This is a genomic window from Paenibacillus sp. MAH-35 (assembly GCF_058135425.1).
The window spans coordinates 241,954-256,477 of sequence record NZ_JBYUPU010000006.1; the positions used below are offsets into that span (position 1 = coordinate 241,954).

At 57.9% G+C, this 14,524-nt stretch carries 10 protein-coding genes; 8 read left to right on the plus strand and 2 right to left on the minus strand.

Going from position 1 to position 14,524, the window contains the following annotated elements:
* Positions 1 to 9: 9 nt before the first annotated feature.
* The 6 genes from AC3Y2E_RS09075 to AC3Y2E_RS09100 all read left to right on the plus strand — a co-directional run bounded on the left by AC3Y2E_RS09075 (position 10) and on the right by AC3Y2E_RS09100 (position 8,027).
* The gene (locus AC3Y2E_RS09075) at positions 10 to 1,143 is read left to right on the plus strand and encodes a hypothetical protein (RefSeq protein WP_379209306.1); all 1,134 of its coding nucleotides are present in this window, start codon (positions 10 to 12) and stop codon (positions 1,141 to 1,143) included.
* Positions 1,140 to 3,401, plus strand: a complete 2,262-nt coding sequence (locus AC3Y2E_RS09080) for a hypothetical protein (RefSeq protein WP_379209308.1) — start codon at positions 1,140 to 1,142, stop codon at positions 3,399 to 3,401. Before AC3Y2E_RS09075 ends, AC3Y2E_RS09080 begins: the two co-directional genes overlap by 4 nt.
* A gap of 112 nt (positions 3,402 to 3,513) precedes the next feature.
* Positions 3,514 to 5,820 (plus strand): FAD-dependent oxidoreductase, encoded by a 2,307-nt coding sequence (locus AC3Y2E_RS09085; protein WP_379209310.1) that lies wholly within the window; start codon positions 3,514 to 3,516, stop codon positions 5,818 to 5,820.
* A 21-nt stretch (positions 5,821 to 5,841) separates the two neighbouring features.
* Positions 5,842 to 6,588, plus strand: a complete 747-nt coding sequence (locus tag AC3Y2E_RS09090; protein ID WP_379209464.1) for an SDR family NAD(P)-dependent oxidoreductase — start codon at positions 5,842 to 5,844, stop codon at positions 6,586 to 6,588.
* Positions 6,585 to 7,181 (plus strand): carbohydrate-binding family 9-like protein, encoded by a 597-nt coding sequence (locus AC3Y2E_RS09095; RefSeq protein ID WP_379209312.1) that lies wholly within the window; start codon positions 6,585 to 6,587, stop codon positions 7,179 to 7,181. Before AC3Y2E_RS09090 ends, AC3Y2E_RS09095 begins: the two co-directional genes overlap by 4 nt.
* 33 nt (positions 7,182 to 7,214) lie before the next feature.
* Positions 7,215 to 8,027 carry a creatininase family protein gene (locus AC3Y2E_RS09100; protein ID WP_379209314.1) on the plus strand — a complete coding sequence of 271 codons (813 nt, stop codon included), beginning with the start codon at positions 7,215 to 7,217 and terminating at the stop codon, positions 8,025 to 8,027.
* A gap of 66 nt (positions 8,028 to 8,093) precedes the next feature.
* On the opposite strand, the gene AC3Y2E_RS09105 is transcribed toward AC3Y2E_RS09100, so the two are convergent.
* On the minus strand, positions 8,094 to 8,468 hold the full coding sequence (locus AC3Y2E_RS09105) for a RidA family protein (RefSeq protein ID WP_379209316.1): 375 nt from the start codon (positions 8,466 to 8,468) through the stop codon (positions 8,094 to 8,096).
* 114 nt (positions 8,469 to 8,582) lie between these two features.
* Positions 8,583 to 9,941, minus strand: a complete 1,359-nt coding sequence (locus AC3Y2E_RS09110) for an extracellular solute-binding protein (protein ID WP_379209318.1) — start codon at positions 9,939 to 9,941, stop codon at positions 8,583 to 8,585.
* A 448-nt stretch (positions 9,942 to 10,389) separates the two neighbouring features.
* Here AC3Y2E_RS09110 and AC3Y2E_RS09115 point away from each other — a divergent pair, with 448 nt between their 5' ends.
* Positions 10,390 to 11,523, plus strand: coding sequence for an ABC transporter ATP-binding protein (locus AC3Y2E_RS09115; protein ID WP_379209320.1), 1,134 nt, complete (start codon positions 10,390 to 10,392; stop codon positions 11,521 to 11,523).
* Positions 11,520 to 14,522 (plus strand): extracellular solute-binding protein, encoded by a 3,003-nt coding sequence (locus tag AC3Y2E_RS09120; protein ID WP_379209323.1) that lies wholly within the window; start codon positions 11,520 to 11,522, stop codon positions 14,520 to 14,522. The genes AC3Y2E_RS09115 and AC3Y2E_RS09120 overlap by 4 nt, the downstream gene beginning before the upstream one ends.
* Positions 14,523 to 14,524: the final 2 nt, after the last annotated feature.

Here is a 14,524-nt window from a genome sequence, read left to right on the forward strand (position 1 = left end):
AGGGCGGCCATGGGCGAAAGCGGCAGTAAGCTGAATGTAGCAGTCCTCGTCACGGAATACCGGTACAACTCCCACGCGGATGTCATTTTGGGGCGTCTGTTGGGCGATTTTGCTTATCGCCCCCGGGTAGAGGTCGTTTCGATGTATACGGATCAGGTGCCGGACGGCGATATGAGCCGGGAAGCCGCGGCCCGGTGCGGCATTCCGGTCTGCCCGTCGATCGCCGAGGCGATCCGGGCCGACCATTCGGGAGGGCCTGTGGACGGCGTGATCATAATCGCCGAGCACGGAAATTACCCCAAGAACGAGAAGGGGCAAATTTTGTACCCCAGACGACGTTTTCTCGAGGAAACGCTGGCAGCGCTCGATGAGCTTGGGCGTGCGGTTCCGATTTTCTCCGACAAACATCTGGCCTACACTTACAGCGATTCACTGTGGATGTACGACGAGATGAAGGCGAGAGGCATTCCGTTCATGGGCGGCTCCTCGATCCCGTATGCCGATCTGGTGCCGGCTCTCGATCTTGGGCGTGCAGGGTCGATGAAGGAGATCCTGGTGATCAGCAACGGAGGGCTGGAATGTTACGGCTTCCACGCTATGGAGGTGCTTCAATCGATCGCCGAGTTTCGGGAGGGCGGCGAGACCGGGGTGCGGTCTGTGGAATTGATCCGGGGCGGTCAAGGGGAAGTATGGGAAGCGATGGACCGCGGGGAATGGCCGGAAGATTTGCTGCTGCATGCGCTCTCCGTTTATCCGGATTTGCCGCAAGTGCATCCGAGAACTAGCGAGCCGGACCCGGCTATGTACAGAATCGAATATGCGGACGGCACGAAGGCTTTCATTATTCAGTTCAAGCGGCTGCACGAGCATTGGGCTTTCGCCTTTCGCGACCGTGAAGGCCGGATCGCCGCTTCGCGCTACGACAACGACCTCGACCGGCCGTTCAGCCATTTTGAACGGTTGACCCGGGCTATCGAGACGTTTTTCCTTACGCGGCGGCCGCCGCAGCCGCCGGAACGGACGCTGCTCACATCGGGCATGATCAGCTTTGCGATGGAATCCTTATTTGCAGGAAAGAAGCTGGAGACGCCCGAGCTGATGATCAAGTATACGGCGCTTCCGGTCGTGGAGGGAGAAGAATGAATAACAATCTGTTTGCCGGAATTCCGGAGGAGCTTACCCGGTTTACCCAACTGCCCAATCAGGAAGGGCACAATGCGGTGTGGGATTTCGTGCGGTCGCCGGACGGCCGGTTTTATGTAAGCGTATGCGGGGAAAACGAGAAGCCGCTCACCGCGTTGCTGTACGAGTATTATCCCGAGTCGGGCGGGCTCAGGCTTATATTCGACGTGGCGAAAGTGTGGATCGTCGATTCGCAGCAAATGCCGCCGAGCAAAATCCATACGAGCATCGATTTTTTGCCGGACGGCAGACTGATTATGGCAACCCATAACACGGCCCCGGCGCCGGGGCACAAGCAGTGGATGTACGAGCAGTATTACGAGCATCCGTGGGAAGGATATCCCGGCTCGATCTTAATAATCGTCGATCCGGATACGAACGAGGTTCAGGTGAGAGGCATTCCCGTGCCGAGGGAGAGCATGTACGGCGGCATGCTGGGCAATGATCCGCGTTATTATTACTTTCTCGGTTACATGAGAGGGCACTTTTACCGGATCGATCTGGAGACGAATGAGGTGAAGGATTACGGCAAAGTGTCGGAATTCTCCTCCTGCCGGCTCGTCAAGGATGCCCAAGGCCGGTTGTACGGCAGCTCCTATACAGGGGGGATCTGGCGATTCGATCCGGAGCGGGAAAAGGTGCAGGATTTGAAGGTGAATTTCGTCTCTCCTAACGGAACGAAGCATCGGAGGCAGTTTATTTTCGCCGTGCATTCTCCGCGGAATTCGCTGTTCCTCGTAGACAATATGGACGGGGAGATGATCGAGCTCCATACGGAGACGCTTGCGGTTACGAGGCACGGCCCGATCCATCTGCGCCATGAAACGCCGGTGAATCCGTACGGGATCGGAGGACTGGCGGCCGACGACAATTTCGTTTTGTATTACGGCCTGAAAACATACGACGGCTATTTCCCGATCCGGCTCGTCCGGTGGGATATTTTGAACGGCGGAGAGCCGGAAAATCTGGGGCTGATCGCACCGCAAGGCAAAGACTCCCAGTACATATGCGAGATGATTTTCGACCGCGACGGCTGGCTGCATATGGTGGACGTATGCGGAGAGTTTTCCCCGTACATCCTCGCTGTCGATATGAAGAAGCTGCAGCCTCCGGGACCGGGCGCCCCGAACGTGCCGCTGAGGCCGTACACCGAACCGGACTATAACGGTGTCGGCCGCCCGGCGTTTATGCATATCGTGGCGGGCGGTACGCGGACCATGCCGCTTCACCAGTATATGAGCTGGAACGATACGGCGGTCCGTCATGTGCGTTCCATCGCGGAGCGCGTATTCACGATAAACGGCGGCGCTCAAGTGCTGCTGGCCGAGTCGGATGCCGGAACGGGACGGCTTGTGCAAACAACGGTGATTTATGACGGGGGCGCTCCTCTATCGTGTGTAGATGTGGACGGCCGGAGGGCGGCAGTCCTTACGGCGGACGGCAAAATCGTGGAAACGGATCTGCGGGCCGGCACCGGGACGATTATTTTCGAAACGCCGGAGGGAACGAAGCTGACGAAGCTGCACCTGCCGCTCCAAGGAAACCAACTGCTGTCCAGCGATCCGGTAGGCGCCGTATACGTATGCGATCCTCAGAAGGGGTCCCTTCAGTTGCTGCCCGGTCTGGTCTTGACCGAGCCGGATGCCCATCCGATCCGGCTGGACGACGACCGGCTGCTGCTGTCCGGCGCCGCTGACGAGCTGGTGCTCTACGATCTGGCGGAGGGACGTGCCGTGACGCTGCCGGTCAAAGTTCCCTCCATCCGGGGAAGAGCGTTCCGGGCGACGGTGACGGGAGGAGCGGCGCTCGCAGACGGAACCGTAGTTGCGGGGACGGCGGACGGCATATTGTTCACGTTGTCCGCAGATCACCGGAAGACGACGTCCTACGGCCGGTTATACTCCAGCGGGCAACTGCGTTGCTTCGTCAGACGGAACGAGGAGGAAGTATTCGGTGTATACGGCGGAGCCAGGGACGCCGGCCATGTGTTCCATTTTTCGTGCGAGCACGGGTTTACGGATCTGGGAAGACCGCGGGTTATTAAAGACAATGCGGAGCTGAGGGAACTGGATTCCGAGTGGGCCAGCATCCATTCGATCTCGTGTCTCGCCTACTCGCCCGAGGACGATTCCTTATGTGTCGGTTCGGGAGAGCTGTACGGCTGCGTGGTGCGTTATACGAATGTCGCGGTTCCCGGACAGGGCGGGGAGTTAGGTTGAGTGACGAATACGAGGCCGGCGTCACACGGGAAATGGCACCGAAGGCCGACTATATGCTGGGCAACGATCCAGGACGGATGATCGGCGGACAGGGCCGAAAGGGGAATGTGAGATGAAGGGACGGGAGCAGACGAAGACGGGTTTTCGTGCCGTCGAAGAGCGATACGATGTCGTGGTGTGCGGCGGCGGACTGGCGGGTTTCTCCGCGGCCGTCGCCGCAGCTCGTCACGGCGCGAAGGTGTGTCTCGTGCAGGACCGGCCGGTGTTCGGCGGCAACAGTTCGTCGGAAATACGCGTCCCCCCGCAAGGAGCGGCCAGCTTCCATGCTTACGCACGGGAAACCGGCATCATCTCCGAGCTGCTGATCGAGGAGAGGGCGCGCAACCACGAAAATCCGACGTGGGACAACGGATATATCAACAGCGTCTGGGATATGGTTATGTACGATATGGCGATGCACACGCCGAATCTGACGTTCCGGCTGAATTCGACGGTCGCCGATGTAAGGATGCGGGATGAACGGACAGTGGAAGCCGTAATCGCCCGCGTCAGCCATGCGGAGACCGAGCTGACGATCTATGCGGATACGTTCGTCGATTGCACCGGCGACGGTATCGTTGCCGCGTTGGCCGGCTGCGAATGGAGGCTAGGGACGGAGAGCCGGGACGAATTCGGCGAGCCGCACGCGCCGGAGCTAGCCAGCGATGCGGTCATGGGCAATTCGATACATTTCAAGGCGAAGGATGTAGGCTATCCGGTGCCCTTTACCGCACCGGACTGGGCGGTCCGCTACGACAACCCCGACTTTTTCTACAAGCAGGGCAGATGGCCGAGCGATGTGCGAAGCGGGTTCTGGTGGATCGAGCTGTCCGTTCCGTGGCATACGATCTACGACAACGAGACGCTCCGGCATGAATTGACCCGGCACGTATTAGGCGTCTGGGACTGGATCAAAAACAGGGACCCGCGGCTGAAGGACGAGGCGAGGACATATGCGCTCGACTGGATCGGGCAAGTGCCCGGCAAGCGGGAAAGCCGGAGAATCGTCGGCGAATACCTGATGACCGAGCACGATCCTTTGCAGAAGACGGTATTCCCGGACGAGGTCGCCTACGGCGGCTGGTTTATCGATTTGCATGAGCCTGGAGGACTTCTCGCTCCGTTCAGCGAACATTCTGCTATAGAGGGAAATTCCGGAACTTCCTACATGTCGAAAAGTTATGTCGGACCGTACGGAATCCCGCTGCGCATCTTGATTGCGAACAAGATGAATAATGTGATGATGGCCGGCCGGAACGTCAGTGTCACTCATGCGGCGCTCGGCACGGTGCGCGTCATGGGGACGACGGCGGTGATGGGGCAGGCGGCGGGGACGGCTGCCGCCCTGGCGATTCGCGCCGGCATCCCGGTGCGCGACGTTCCGGAGCGGGCGATCGGCGATGTCCAGCAGGCGCTGCTGCGCGACGGTTGCTTCCTGCCGAACGTGGTGAACGAGGATGAGTGCGATCTGGCGAGACGGGCCGAGGTCCGTGCTAGCAGCGAAGCGGTTCTGGCCGGCGCACATCCTCCGCCGGACGGGGAAGACCGGCCGGCTGCACAGCCGCTAACGCACAGGAGAGGTCAATGGATCTGCGTCGGCGCGGATCGTGTGGAGGTGTTGACCGTATGTCTGGCCAACGGGTCGGGTGCCGCTCAGACCGTGGAAGCCCGGTTATATGCCGCGGAGCATATATGGGATTACCGGGTCGAGCCGGGAGAGCCGCTCGCAGCGGCCACGCTCACGGTACCGCCGGGAGAGGAGCAATGGGTGGAATGGCCGGTCGGCATCGACGTATCGCAGCTCCGGGGAAGCTATATCCGCCTGGATCTGCTGGCGAATCCGCTCGTCGGCTGGCACGCTGCGGCTGCGATCCAGCCCGGGCATGTAAGCGCCTACGAGATCGGCAACGGTCTGATGCGGCGGTTCGGAAGCGGGACGACGATGAGCTTCCGCATCTCGCCGTCCCAGGCGTGTTACGGGGCGGACAACGTCCGCAGCGGCGTCACCCGCCCTTACCGGAGCACGAACTTGTGGCGCTCCGACCCGTCCGAGTCTGACGCCCCTTGGCTGGAGCTGACATGGGCGGAGCCGGTGGAGATCGGGCGGATCGAGCTGACCTTTCCCTGCCAGCTGCTTCGCGACTACCGGAACTATCCGGGCCTCTACCGCGATCCGGAATGTCCGAAGGATGTTGCGGCAGAAGCATTCGTAGACGGCAGCTGGACCGGGATCGGGGCGATCGCCGACAATTATCAGCGGATGCGGTCGATCGTTCCGGAACGCCCGGTCCGGACGGAACGGCTGCGTATCACCGTTCGTTCCACGAATGGCGATCCGTCTGCGGGGATTTATGAAGTCAGGTGTTATCCTACTTCCTAGAAAGTGGTGAACCGCGTGAGTATGCTGGACAATAAAGTGGTGCTGATCACCGGCGGTTTAGGCGCTTTGGGCCGGTCGGCCGCGCGCATGTTTCTGGCAAGAGGAGCGGCGGTGTTCCTATGCGACCGCGCTTCTCTTGCGGCATTTCCGGAGATCGGAGCGTTGGAAGCGCAGTACGGGGACAAGCGGTTCGCCTTCATGCAGGCCGACCTGTGCGACGAGCGGCAGGTGATGGACGTCGTGGCCGAAGTCGAACGCCACTTCGGCAGGCTGGACGGGACGTATCATAATGTGTTCGCGAATGTGTGGAAGCCTGCGCTTGAGATCACGCTGACGGAATGGGAGGATACGATCCGGGGGACGCTGACGAGCACGTTCCTGGTTAATAAATACGCGCTCGCCCTGATGATCCGCTCGGGCGGCGGATCGATCGTCAATACGTCCTCGATTCTCGGGGAGATCGTGTCGGAGGGCTGTCTGGCTTATGGAGCCGGCAAAGCGGCGATCCATCAGTTTACGAAAGTGCTGGCCGCCGATTACGCGTCATACGGGATACGCGCGAATGTGCTCGTTCCCGGCGATTTCAGGGCGAAGGAAGATTTTGCGCTCCAATCCGAGAAGGAAAAAGAAGCAATTCGCAGCCGAACCTGGCTGGGCCGCAGCGGCAGTGCCGACGAGATTAACGAGATGGCCGCCTTTTTGTTGTCGGACGCTTCCTCTTATATAACCGGCTCGATTTATAAAGTGGATGGAGGGTTTCATGCATGACGCCAAAAACGATAGAATGCAAATTTACAGAGGATGAGACCAGGAGATGGGAGACGCTGCAGGCGGAACAACTGGTCGATGTAGTCAGCGGCGGTCAGGTGCAGCAACAGACGCGGGTGATGACGTGCTGGGACAGGGATGCGGTTTATTTCCGGTTCGAATGTGTCGATGATCATACGGTCGCCGATTATACGCAACGCGACGATCCGTTGTACGAACAGGATGTAGTGGAAGTATTTATAGATGAAGAGGGGACGGGGCGGCATTATATCGAGCTGGAGCTCAGCCCCTTGAACGTAGTGTTCGATGCCCGTGTGGACAACGAGGACGGGCGGATCCGCGTACATACGGAGTGGGATGCGGATGGAATGGAGACGAAGGTATGGAACGAAGGCGATCTTCGGCTCTACGAGATCCGCTTGCCGTTCATCCATTTTAGCCGGCGGCCGGAAGCGGGCGCGTTGTGGCGCATCAACTTTTACAGAATCGACGAGGACCGGGACAATAAACGGCATTACCAGGCATGGTCGTCGACGGGGGCGGTCAATTACCATATTCCGTCGCGATTCGGAACGTTACGGTTCGTCAAGTAACCGTACGCCATGGGGGAGGAGACGGGGCAAATCATGAAATCCTTCTTGTATCACGAGCATACGAGGGAAGAACTAACGGCCAAAGCCAAACAGGGTTATATGGCCGTCGTTCCGCTGGCGGCAACGGAACAGCACGGGCCGCATCTCCCCGTATACACCGACAGCCTGATCTGCGGACATATCGCGAACGGAGCGGCGCTTCGGGCGGCCTCCTCGGTTCCGCTCCTGCTCTGTCCGCTCATCCCGATCGGCTGCTCGCATCATCATCTAGCCTTCGGAGGAACGTTGAGCTTCTCTTCGGCAACTTATATGCAGATGCTTCGGGATATCGGGGAAAGCCTCGTCGCGAACGGGTTCCGTAAAATTGTATTCCTTAACGGCCACGGCGGAAACGATCCGATCATGCAGCAGACGGCGAGCGATCTGGCCGTCTCGCATCCGATCTGGACCGCCTCGGCTTCCTACTGGAGCGTTGCGAAGGAAGCGCTTCGGCTTGCCGATGCGGAGCAAGTCGGCATGGTGCCGGGCCATGCGGGAGGGTTCGAGACTTCGGCGATACTGGCCTTGCGCGAGGAGTTGGTTCATACCGACAGGGCTGCCGGGGAACATCCCCAGCGTCCCTGGATTCTTTCGGGGCCGCCCGGAACATTTATTGGCAGGCATGGAGAACTGACCGGAGCGGACGGATATACCGATACCCCGCACCGGGCAACTGCGGAGAAAGGGCGCGCTTATTTGGATGTAATCAGCCGTAGCGTCGCCGAATGGCTCGTCCGGACGTATCAATCGATGGAGACCGGGGAGAGAAGCTTGGCAGCGAACGAAAAGCAGGAAAATGGCATATAAGCCAAGAACATACAAAGGGGAGGACGAGCCGCAGCTCGTCGCTCCCCTTCACTGAACGTACCGGAATTATGCTTTCAGCTTGGCGATCACGTCGATTTCGACAAGCAAGTCGAAATTGAGTTCGCAATAGACGAGTGTGCGCGCCGGGTAAGGGCAGGGGAAGAGGCGGGCGTAAATTTGGTTGAACAGCTCGTAGTGTTCCCGCTTGCATAGATATACGTTGACCTTTACTACGTCCCGCAGCGTTAATCCGGATTGAGACAAGATGCGTTCAATGTTCTGGACGGTTACGATCGTCTGATGTTCCAGATCGTTCGCCGTAATATCGCCTGTATGCGGATCCACTCCCCCTTGCCCGGATACGAACAGCAGCGATTCCGTAGGCGTAGCAGAAGAGAAGGGAACTTCATCCATTCCGTATTTTTGTAACTTCGTATCCAATGCTCATGTTCCTCTCCGCGGAAAAGGTTCTGTACGTATCCGATTGGCCCCGGAGAGGCGAGACGGCCGGTTTCCGCTTACTTCCGCCCCGTTCCTCCTCCGAGGGACCGATATCTACCAGCCTAAAGCTTTGCGGGTCTCGAGAGCTTTGGTGTTGTAAGCCTCGATCGCCGGGAACACGGTGCTGATATTGCCGCCTTCGCGGATCAGTTTATCGATGGAAGCGTTGACCTTGCCGGCCAAATCGCCAAGATTGACGGTGCGCGGATCGCTGGAGAAGCAGCACATTTTGGCGGACAATTGCAGCGCCTCGACGTTTTTGCCTTTCCAGAGCGGCACCTCGCCGAAATATTTCTCCAACACGGGATCTTTGACGAACGCGCTGGAGCCGGTTTCAATCATCGTTTTCTGGGCTTCGATATCGAACAGGAAGCTGATGTACAGGAACGCTTCCTCTTTATGTTTGGACGCTTTCGGAATCGAGATCGGGCCTGCCTGATGAATCGTCGCCTGCATCTTTTTGCCCTTCGGCATCGGCAGAACGTCCCACTCGAACTTCGCTTTCTGAATCGTCTCCAGCATCCAGTCCGCGCCGAGCATGAACAGGACATTGCCTTTTATGAAAGCTTCTTCCGCTACGGCAGGTATGCCCAAATCTTTTTGCTCTTGAACGGTAGGCTGGACGTGCCATTTGTTCGTCAAATCCTGAACCCATTTGAAGTCTTCCTGAATGGCCGGCGTATGGGCGACGCTCTGGGAAGAGTCCTTGTTCATATACCGGTAGTTATCGGCGCTTCCGCTCGCCATCGTCAGAATGCTCGTAAATTCATGGCCCATGCCGACCATGCCCCAATCGTTTGCCGCCGTATTCGTCGCTTTTTTGGCCATCTCGAGGTAGTCGTTGTACGTCCAATCGTTTTTGGGCATCGTCATTCCGTATTTCTTCATCAAATCTTTGTTGACGATGATCCACATCGGGATGTCGGAGAAGGGGACGGTCCACTGTTTGCCGCCGGTAGCGAACGATTCCAGCAAGTTATCGATTTTGTTCGCGCTTTGAATTCTTTGATCTTTCTTGATGTAGGGAGTCAAATCTTCCAGCAGATCGCCGCTCATCCATTCCGACAACCCGTTGTCGAGAAAGACGAGGTCGGCCTGATCGCCGGCTATGACGTTTTTGATGATGCCCCCGTTGATCTTCGTACTGGCGTCGATCGTAATCCAAGGGTATTTCTCGGTGAACTTGTCGAACAGCTTCTGGAAAGGTCCTGCGTTCCAGGTTAATACTTTTAAAGTAACCGGGTCCTTTTTCTCAGGTGCGGCGGTATTCGGAGTCGGGGTGGTGCCGGCCGGATCGGCAGGTTTCCCGGAGCTTCCGCCGGAACAAGCGGCTAATAAAGGCAGGAAGGTGAGGACCAGGATGAACGTGCTGATCAGCGCGAATTGCCGTGAACGCTTTTTACGGAATTTCATTGGATCGCCTCCACATATCGATTCGAGTGACACCCAGTTTTCATCATTACATAACCCTTATCTGCGACAGCGATCGTCGCGGTTCATCCAGATGGTTACAATCCCGCAATCCCCCCTACATATCATTCGCATATTCGGATAGTAAGCGCATACATCTCGGGTTTTCTGAACGATTCGGAATATGGAGCCGGATTAAGCGAGAAGCGGAACCGCTCATCGAAAACGCTTCGGACGAAAGCTTTTCTTTCTCGATTTTATCACGAACATTTCTCAAGTCAAGAAATAAATTTCATGTATACGATAAATGAAAAAACAATATGCGCGGACAAAAAGTGATTTACCGTATATATATGTAATAAGATTTGTGTTTACGTGATTATTTTATTTTGCTATGATTTATTCATGTATAGGAAAAGTTTTTAAGAATTGAGTGTGGGGGTAGGTCCGTATGGGAAGCGTTGCATTCAACCACGTGTACAAGTACTACAAGGGGGAAGCGAATCCGTCGGTTAACGATTTTCATCTGGATGTAGCCGACGGAGAGTTCCTTGTCCTGGTCGGACCTTCGGGATGCGGCAAGTCCACAACCCTCCGGATGCTCGCCGGCCTGGAGGAAGTATCGCAGGGCGATATCTACATAGACGGCAAATTCATCAACTACGTATCCCCGAAAAATCGCGATATTGCGATGGTTTTCCAAAACTATGCCCTGTATCCGAATATGACCGTGTTTGAAAATATGGCGTTAGGCTTGCAGCTTCATAAGGTGGCGAAGCACGAGATCGAGCAGCGGGTCAGCCGGGCGGCCAAGATGCTGGAGATCTCGCATTTCCTGGCAAAGCGGCCCGGTCAGCTGTCCGGCGGACAGAAGCAGCGCGTAGCGTTGGGGCGCGCCCTCGTGCGGGAGCCGCAAGTGTTTCTGATGGATGAGCCGCTCTCGAACCTGGACGCCAAGCTCCGGACGCAGACCCGTGTGGAAATCAGCAAGCTGCACAGCGAGCTGCGAACGACGATGGTATATGTCACCCACGATCAGACGGAAGCGATGACGATGGGAACGCGGATCGTCGTGATGGAGAAAGGCAAGATCCAGCAGGTGGCCCCGCCCCAGCACTTGTATGACCATCCGAACAACATGTTCGTAGCCGGATTTATCGGCACCCCGCAGATGAACTTTATACCGGGGGCGATAGTATCGGAACACGGCGTCTTTTATTTTGAGAACAGGCGGCTGAAAATACGGGTGCCGGAAAGCCGCTGCGCCCAAATTGCCGCAGCCCGGACGAATTTGCGCCAAGTCGTGCTCGGCATCCGGCCGGAATATGTGCTGAGCGAGTCTTGGGCGCTCGAACAGTATCCGGATTGGCGAATAACCGCCATCGTCGATTCGAGGGAACCGATGGGCTCCAACACGTTTCTGCATGCCAAGTCGGGGGACGATACGTTCATCTCGCGAGCGGAAGCGCATACACCGATTCAGCCCGGCGATACGGTATCGCTTGTCGTGCGTATGGATCGGGCGCATTTCTTCGACTCGGAAAGCGGAGTTTCCTTTGCGGTGCAGGGGGATCTTCGATCATGAGCCGGCGCTGGAGAAGAAGCGGACGTATCTTGTTCGGCACGTTAGCAGTGTGCGGGATCGCATGGATCTTCTGGCGCTCGTCATCCGCGGAGCCGGCCAGCTTCCCGGTTGTCGCCCAGTCGGACATTCGTCTGTCTGCCGCGGCCGCGGACCGGCAGCCGTTCTCTTACGTGTTGTGGCAGCGCAGCGGCGAATTCAGCCGGTTCCAGCCGGCCGGGACATCGGGGGCCCGCGTGCTCGCGGCCGAATACAGCGGGATGTCGCCGGATGCCGGCGTCCAGCGCCGCCGGGATGACGCGAAGAAGGCGGACATCGTGGAATGGACCCATGCGAAAGGCTGGCTCGAATGGAACGTGGAGGTGCCGGAGGACGGACTGTACGATCTGATGATCGAGTATGCGCCTATGAAAGGAAGCTTCTCGGAGATCGTCCGGGGCGTTCAGATCGACGGCAAGTATCCGTTCGCCGAAGCGGGGCGGATCGTCCTGGACCGGCAGTGGAGAGACGCCAAGTATCCGTACGACCGCAATGGGATCGGCAATGAGATCCGTCCGGTGCAGGAGGAAAGAAGCGGCTGGCAGACCGCGCGCATAACCGATTATTCGCTCTCCCCGGAGCCGCTGCGCTGGGCGCTGACCAAGGGCACGCATACGATCCGCCTGGTCGGAGTGAAGGAACCGGTTGCCTTGTATTCGCTTACACTCGCTTCGCCCGAGAAGCTGCCGGCTTACGCCGAATACGCCGGCCGGCATCCGGCCGGCAGCGGGCCGCAGAAGGACTGGTATCAGCGGTACGAAGCGGAGCAATTTCTGCAGAAGTCTGCGGTCAGCACCCGAACGATAAGCGTGGCGGAGCCGCTGGTCTCCCCGGATGCGAAAGGCAAAATAACGTACAACGCGCTCGGAGGCACTTCGTGGGAGAAGGCGGGCCAGTCGGTCGAGTGGGAGATTGCCGTACCGGAGACCGGATATTACGCGATCGATCTGAAATATTTTCAAGGCTATAACGGGAATGCGTCCGTGTACCGGACGGTGCTGATCGACGATCGGGTACCGTTCCGGGAAATGCTGCATTACCGCTTCGCCCCGAACCGCGCTTTGGAGATCAAGCCGCTTGCGGACCCGGACGGAGAGCCGTACTTGTTCCATCTGACCGAGGGCACGCACCGGCTTAAGCTGGTCGCGGATAATTCGCTCGTCCGTCCTGCGGTCGAGGCGTTGCATGAAATTAGACAACGGGTCATGTCGATCGAGAAGGAGATCCGGGCGATCTCCGGCAACTACGGCTTCGGCGCCGATCAGAACATCGACACCGCGCGGACATGGGAGATTAAGAAATTCGATCCGGAGATCGAAAACAAGCTGCAATCCGTCATCGATGAGATGGAGGTCGTCCGCGACTACTTGCTCGGACTGAACCAGGCGGTTACCGATCCGACTACGGCTCTGAGCGCGCTGATCGACCTGGTCCGGTCGCTGAAGCAAGACGTCAACGAGATTCCGAATCAGGTGACTGCCTTCTCGGATATCGTGTCAGGCATCGGCACCTGGATCAAACCGGTGGAAAGCCAGGCGCTGCAGCTCGATTATATCGTCGTGCGAACCCCGCAGACGAACCCGCCGTTCCAGATCCCGAACGGTTGGGACAAGGTGCGGTATACGGCGGTGAACTTCGCCCGCTCCTTCTTCGAGAATTACGATACGAACGAGCTGAACGACGAGAACGCCCTGACGATTTGGGTGCAGCGCGGACGGGACTACGTCGATTTGCTGCAATCGCTGATCGAGCAGGAATTTACCCCGCAGACGGGCATTAAAGTGAATGTGAATCTGATCCCGAATCAGAACGTGCTGTTGATGGGCAATGCGGCAGGCGATCAGCCGGATCTGGCGCTTGGCGTCGGGATGGAGACGCCGGTCGACTTCGCCATGCGCGGTGCGGCGGAAGACTTGTCGCAGTATGACGGGTTCGAGGAAGTGCTCAAACGGTTCAATCCCGGGATCATGCGATCGTATAACTACGGAGGGGGCGTATACGGGCTGCCGGAGACCCAGACGTACAACATGATGTTTTACCGGACCGACATCTTCGAGCAGTTGGGCATCGAGCCGCCGGATACGTGGGACGATCTGATGCGTTTGCTGCCGACCTTGCAGGAGAGAGGCATGGCATTTAAATATCCGAGAAAAATCGACGGTACGATCCACTCCAACTTGACGACGTCGGGCGCCTACAGCCTGCACTATGCGCTGCCCTTTTATCAGCAGGGAGCGGAGTTTTATACGGAAGACGGCTTGCAGACGGAGCTGACCAGCACGGAGGGGCTGGCCGCGTTCAAGCAATATACGGAGTGGTTCAGCAAATACAGCCTGCCGCAGGAAGTTCCGGCCTTCATCAACCATTTCCGGTATGGGGATATGCCGATCGGGATCAGCGATTTTATGCTGAACATTCAACTGACGGTCGCCGCTCCCGAGCTCGCCGGACACTGGAAGATGGTTCCCGTCCCGGGCACCCGGCAGCCGGACGGCACCGTGGTGCGATGGGCGCCGCAGGAAACGACGTCGGCTTTTATGATGAAGCAGAGCAAGCGCAAGGAAGAGGCGTGGAAGTTTCTGGAGTGGTGGACGTCGGGTAGCGTCCAGAGCCGGTACGGCAACGATATCGAATCGTATGCCGGCATCGAGTACCGCTGGTATACGGCGAACGTGGCCGCGATGCAGACGCTGCCCTGGTCCGAAGACGACTTGAAGGCGCTGAACGAACAAGACCGGTGGGCCAAAAACGTGCCGTACGTTCCGGGTTATTATTTTCTGACCCGCGAGATGGATTTTGCCTGGATCAATACGGTCATCGGAGGAAAACCGGCCCGGGAGACGCTCGGCAAATCCGAAATGTCGCTGCAGCGGGAAATGAGGCGCAAGCAGGAGGAGTTCGGTCTCACGCCGGACGACAATCTGCAAGTAACGCCATACAACCAGCCTTACGGAAGGGAGTAACC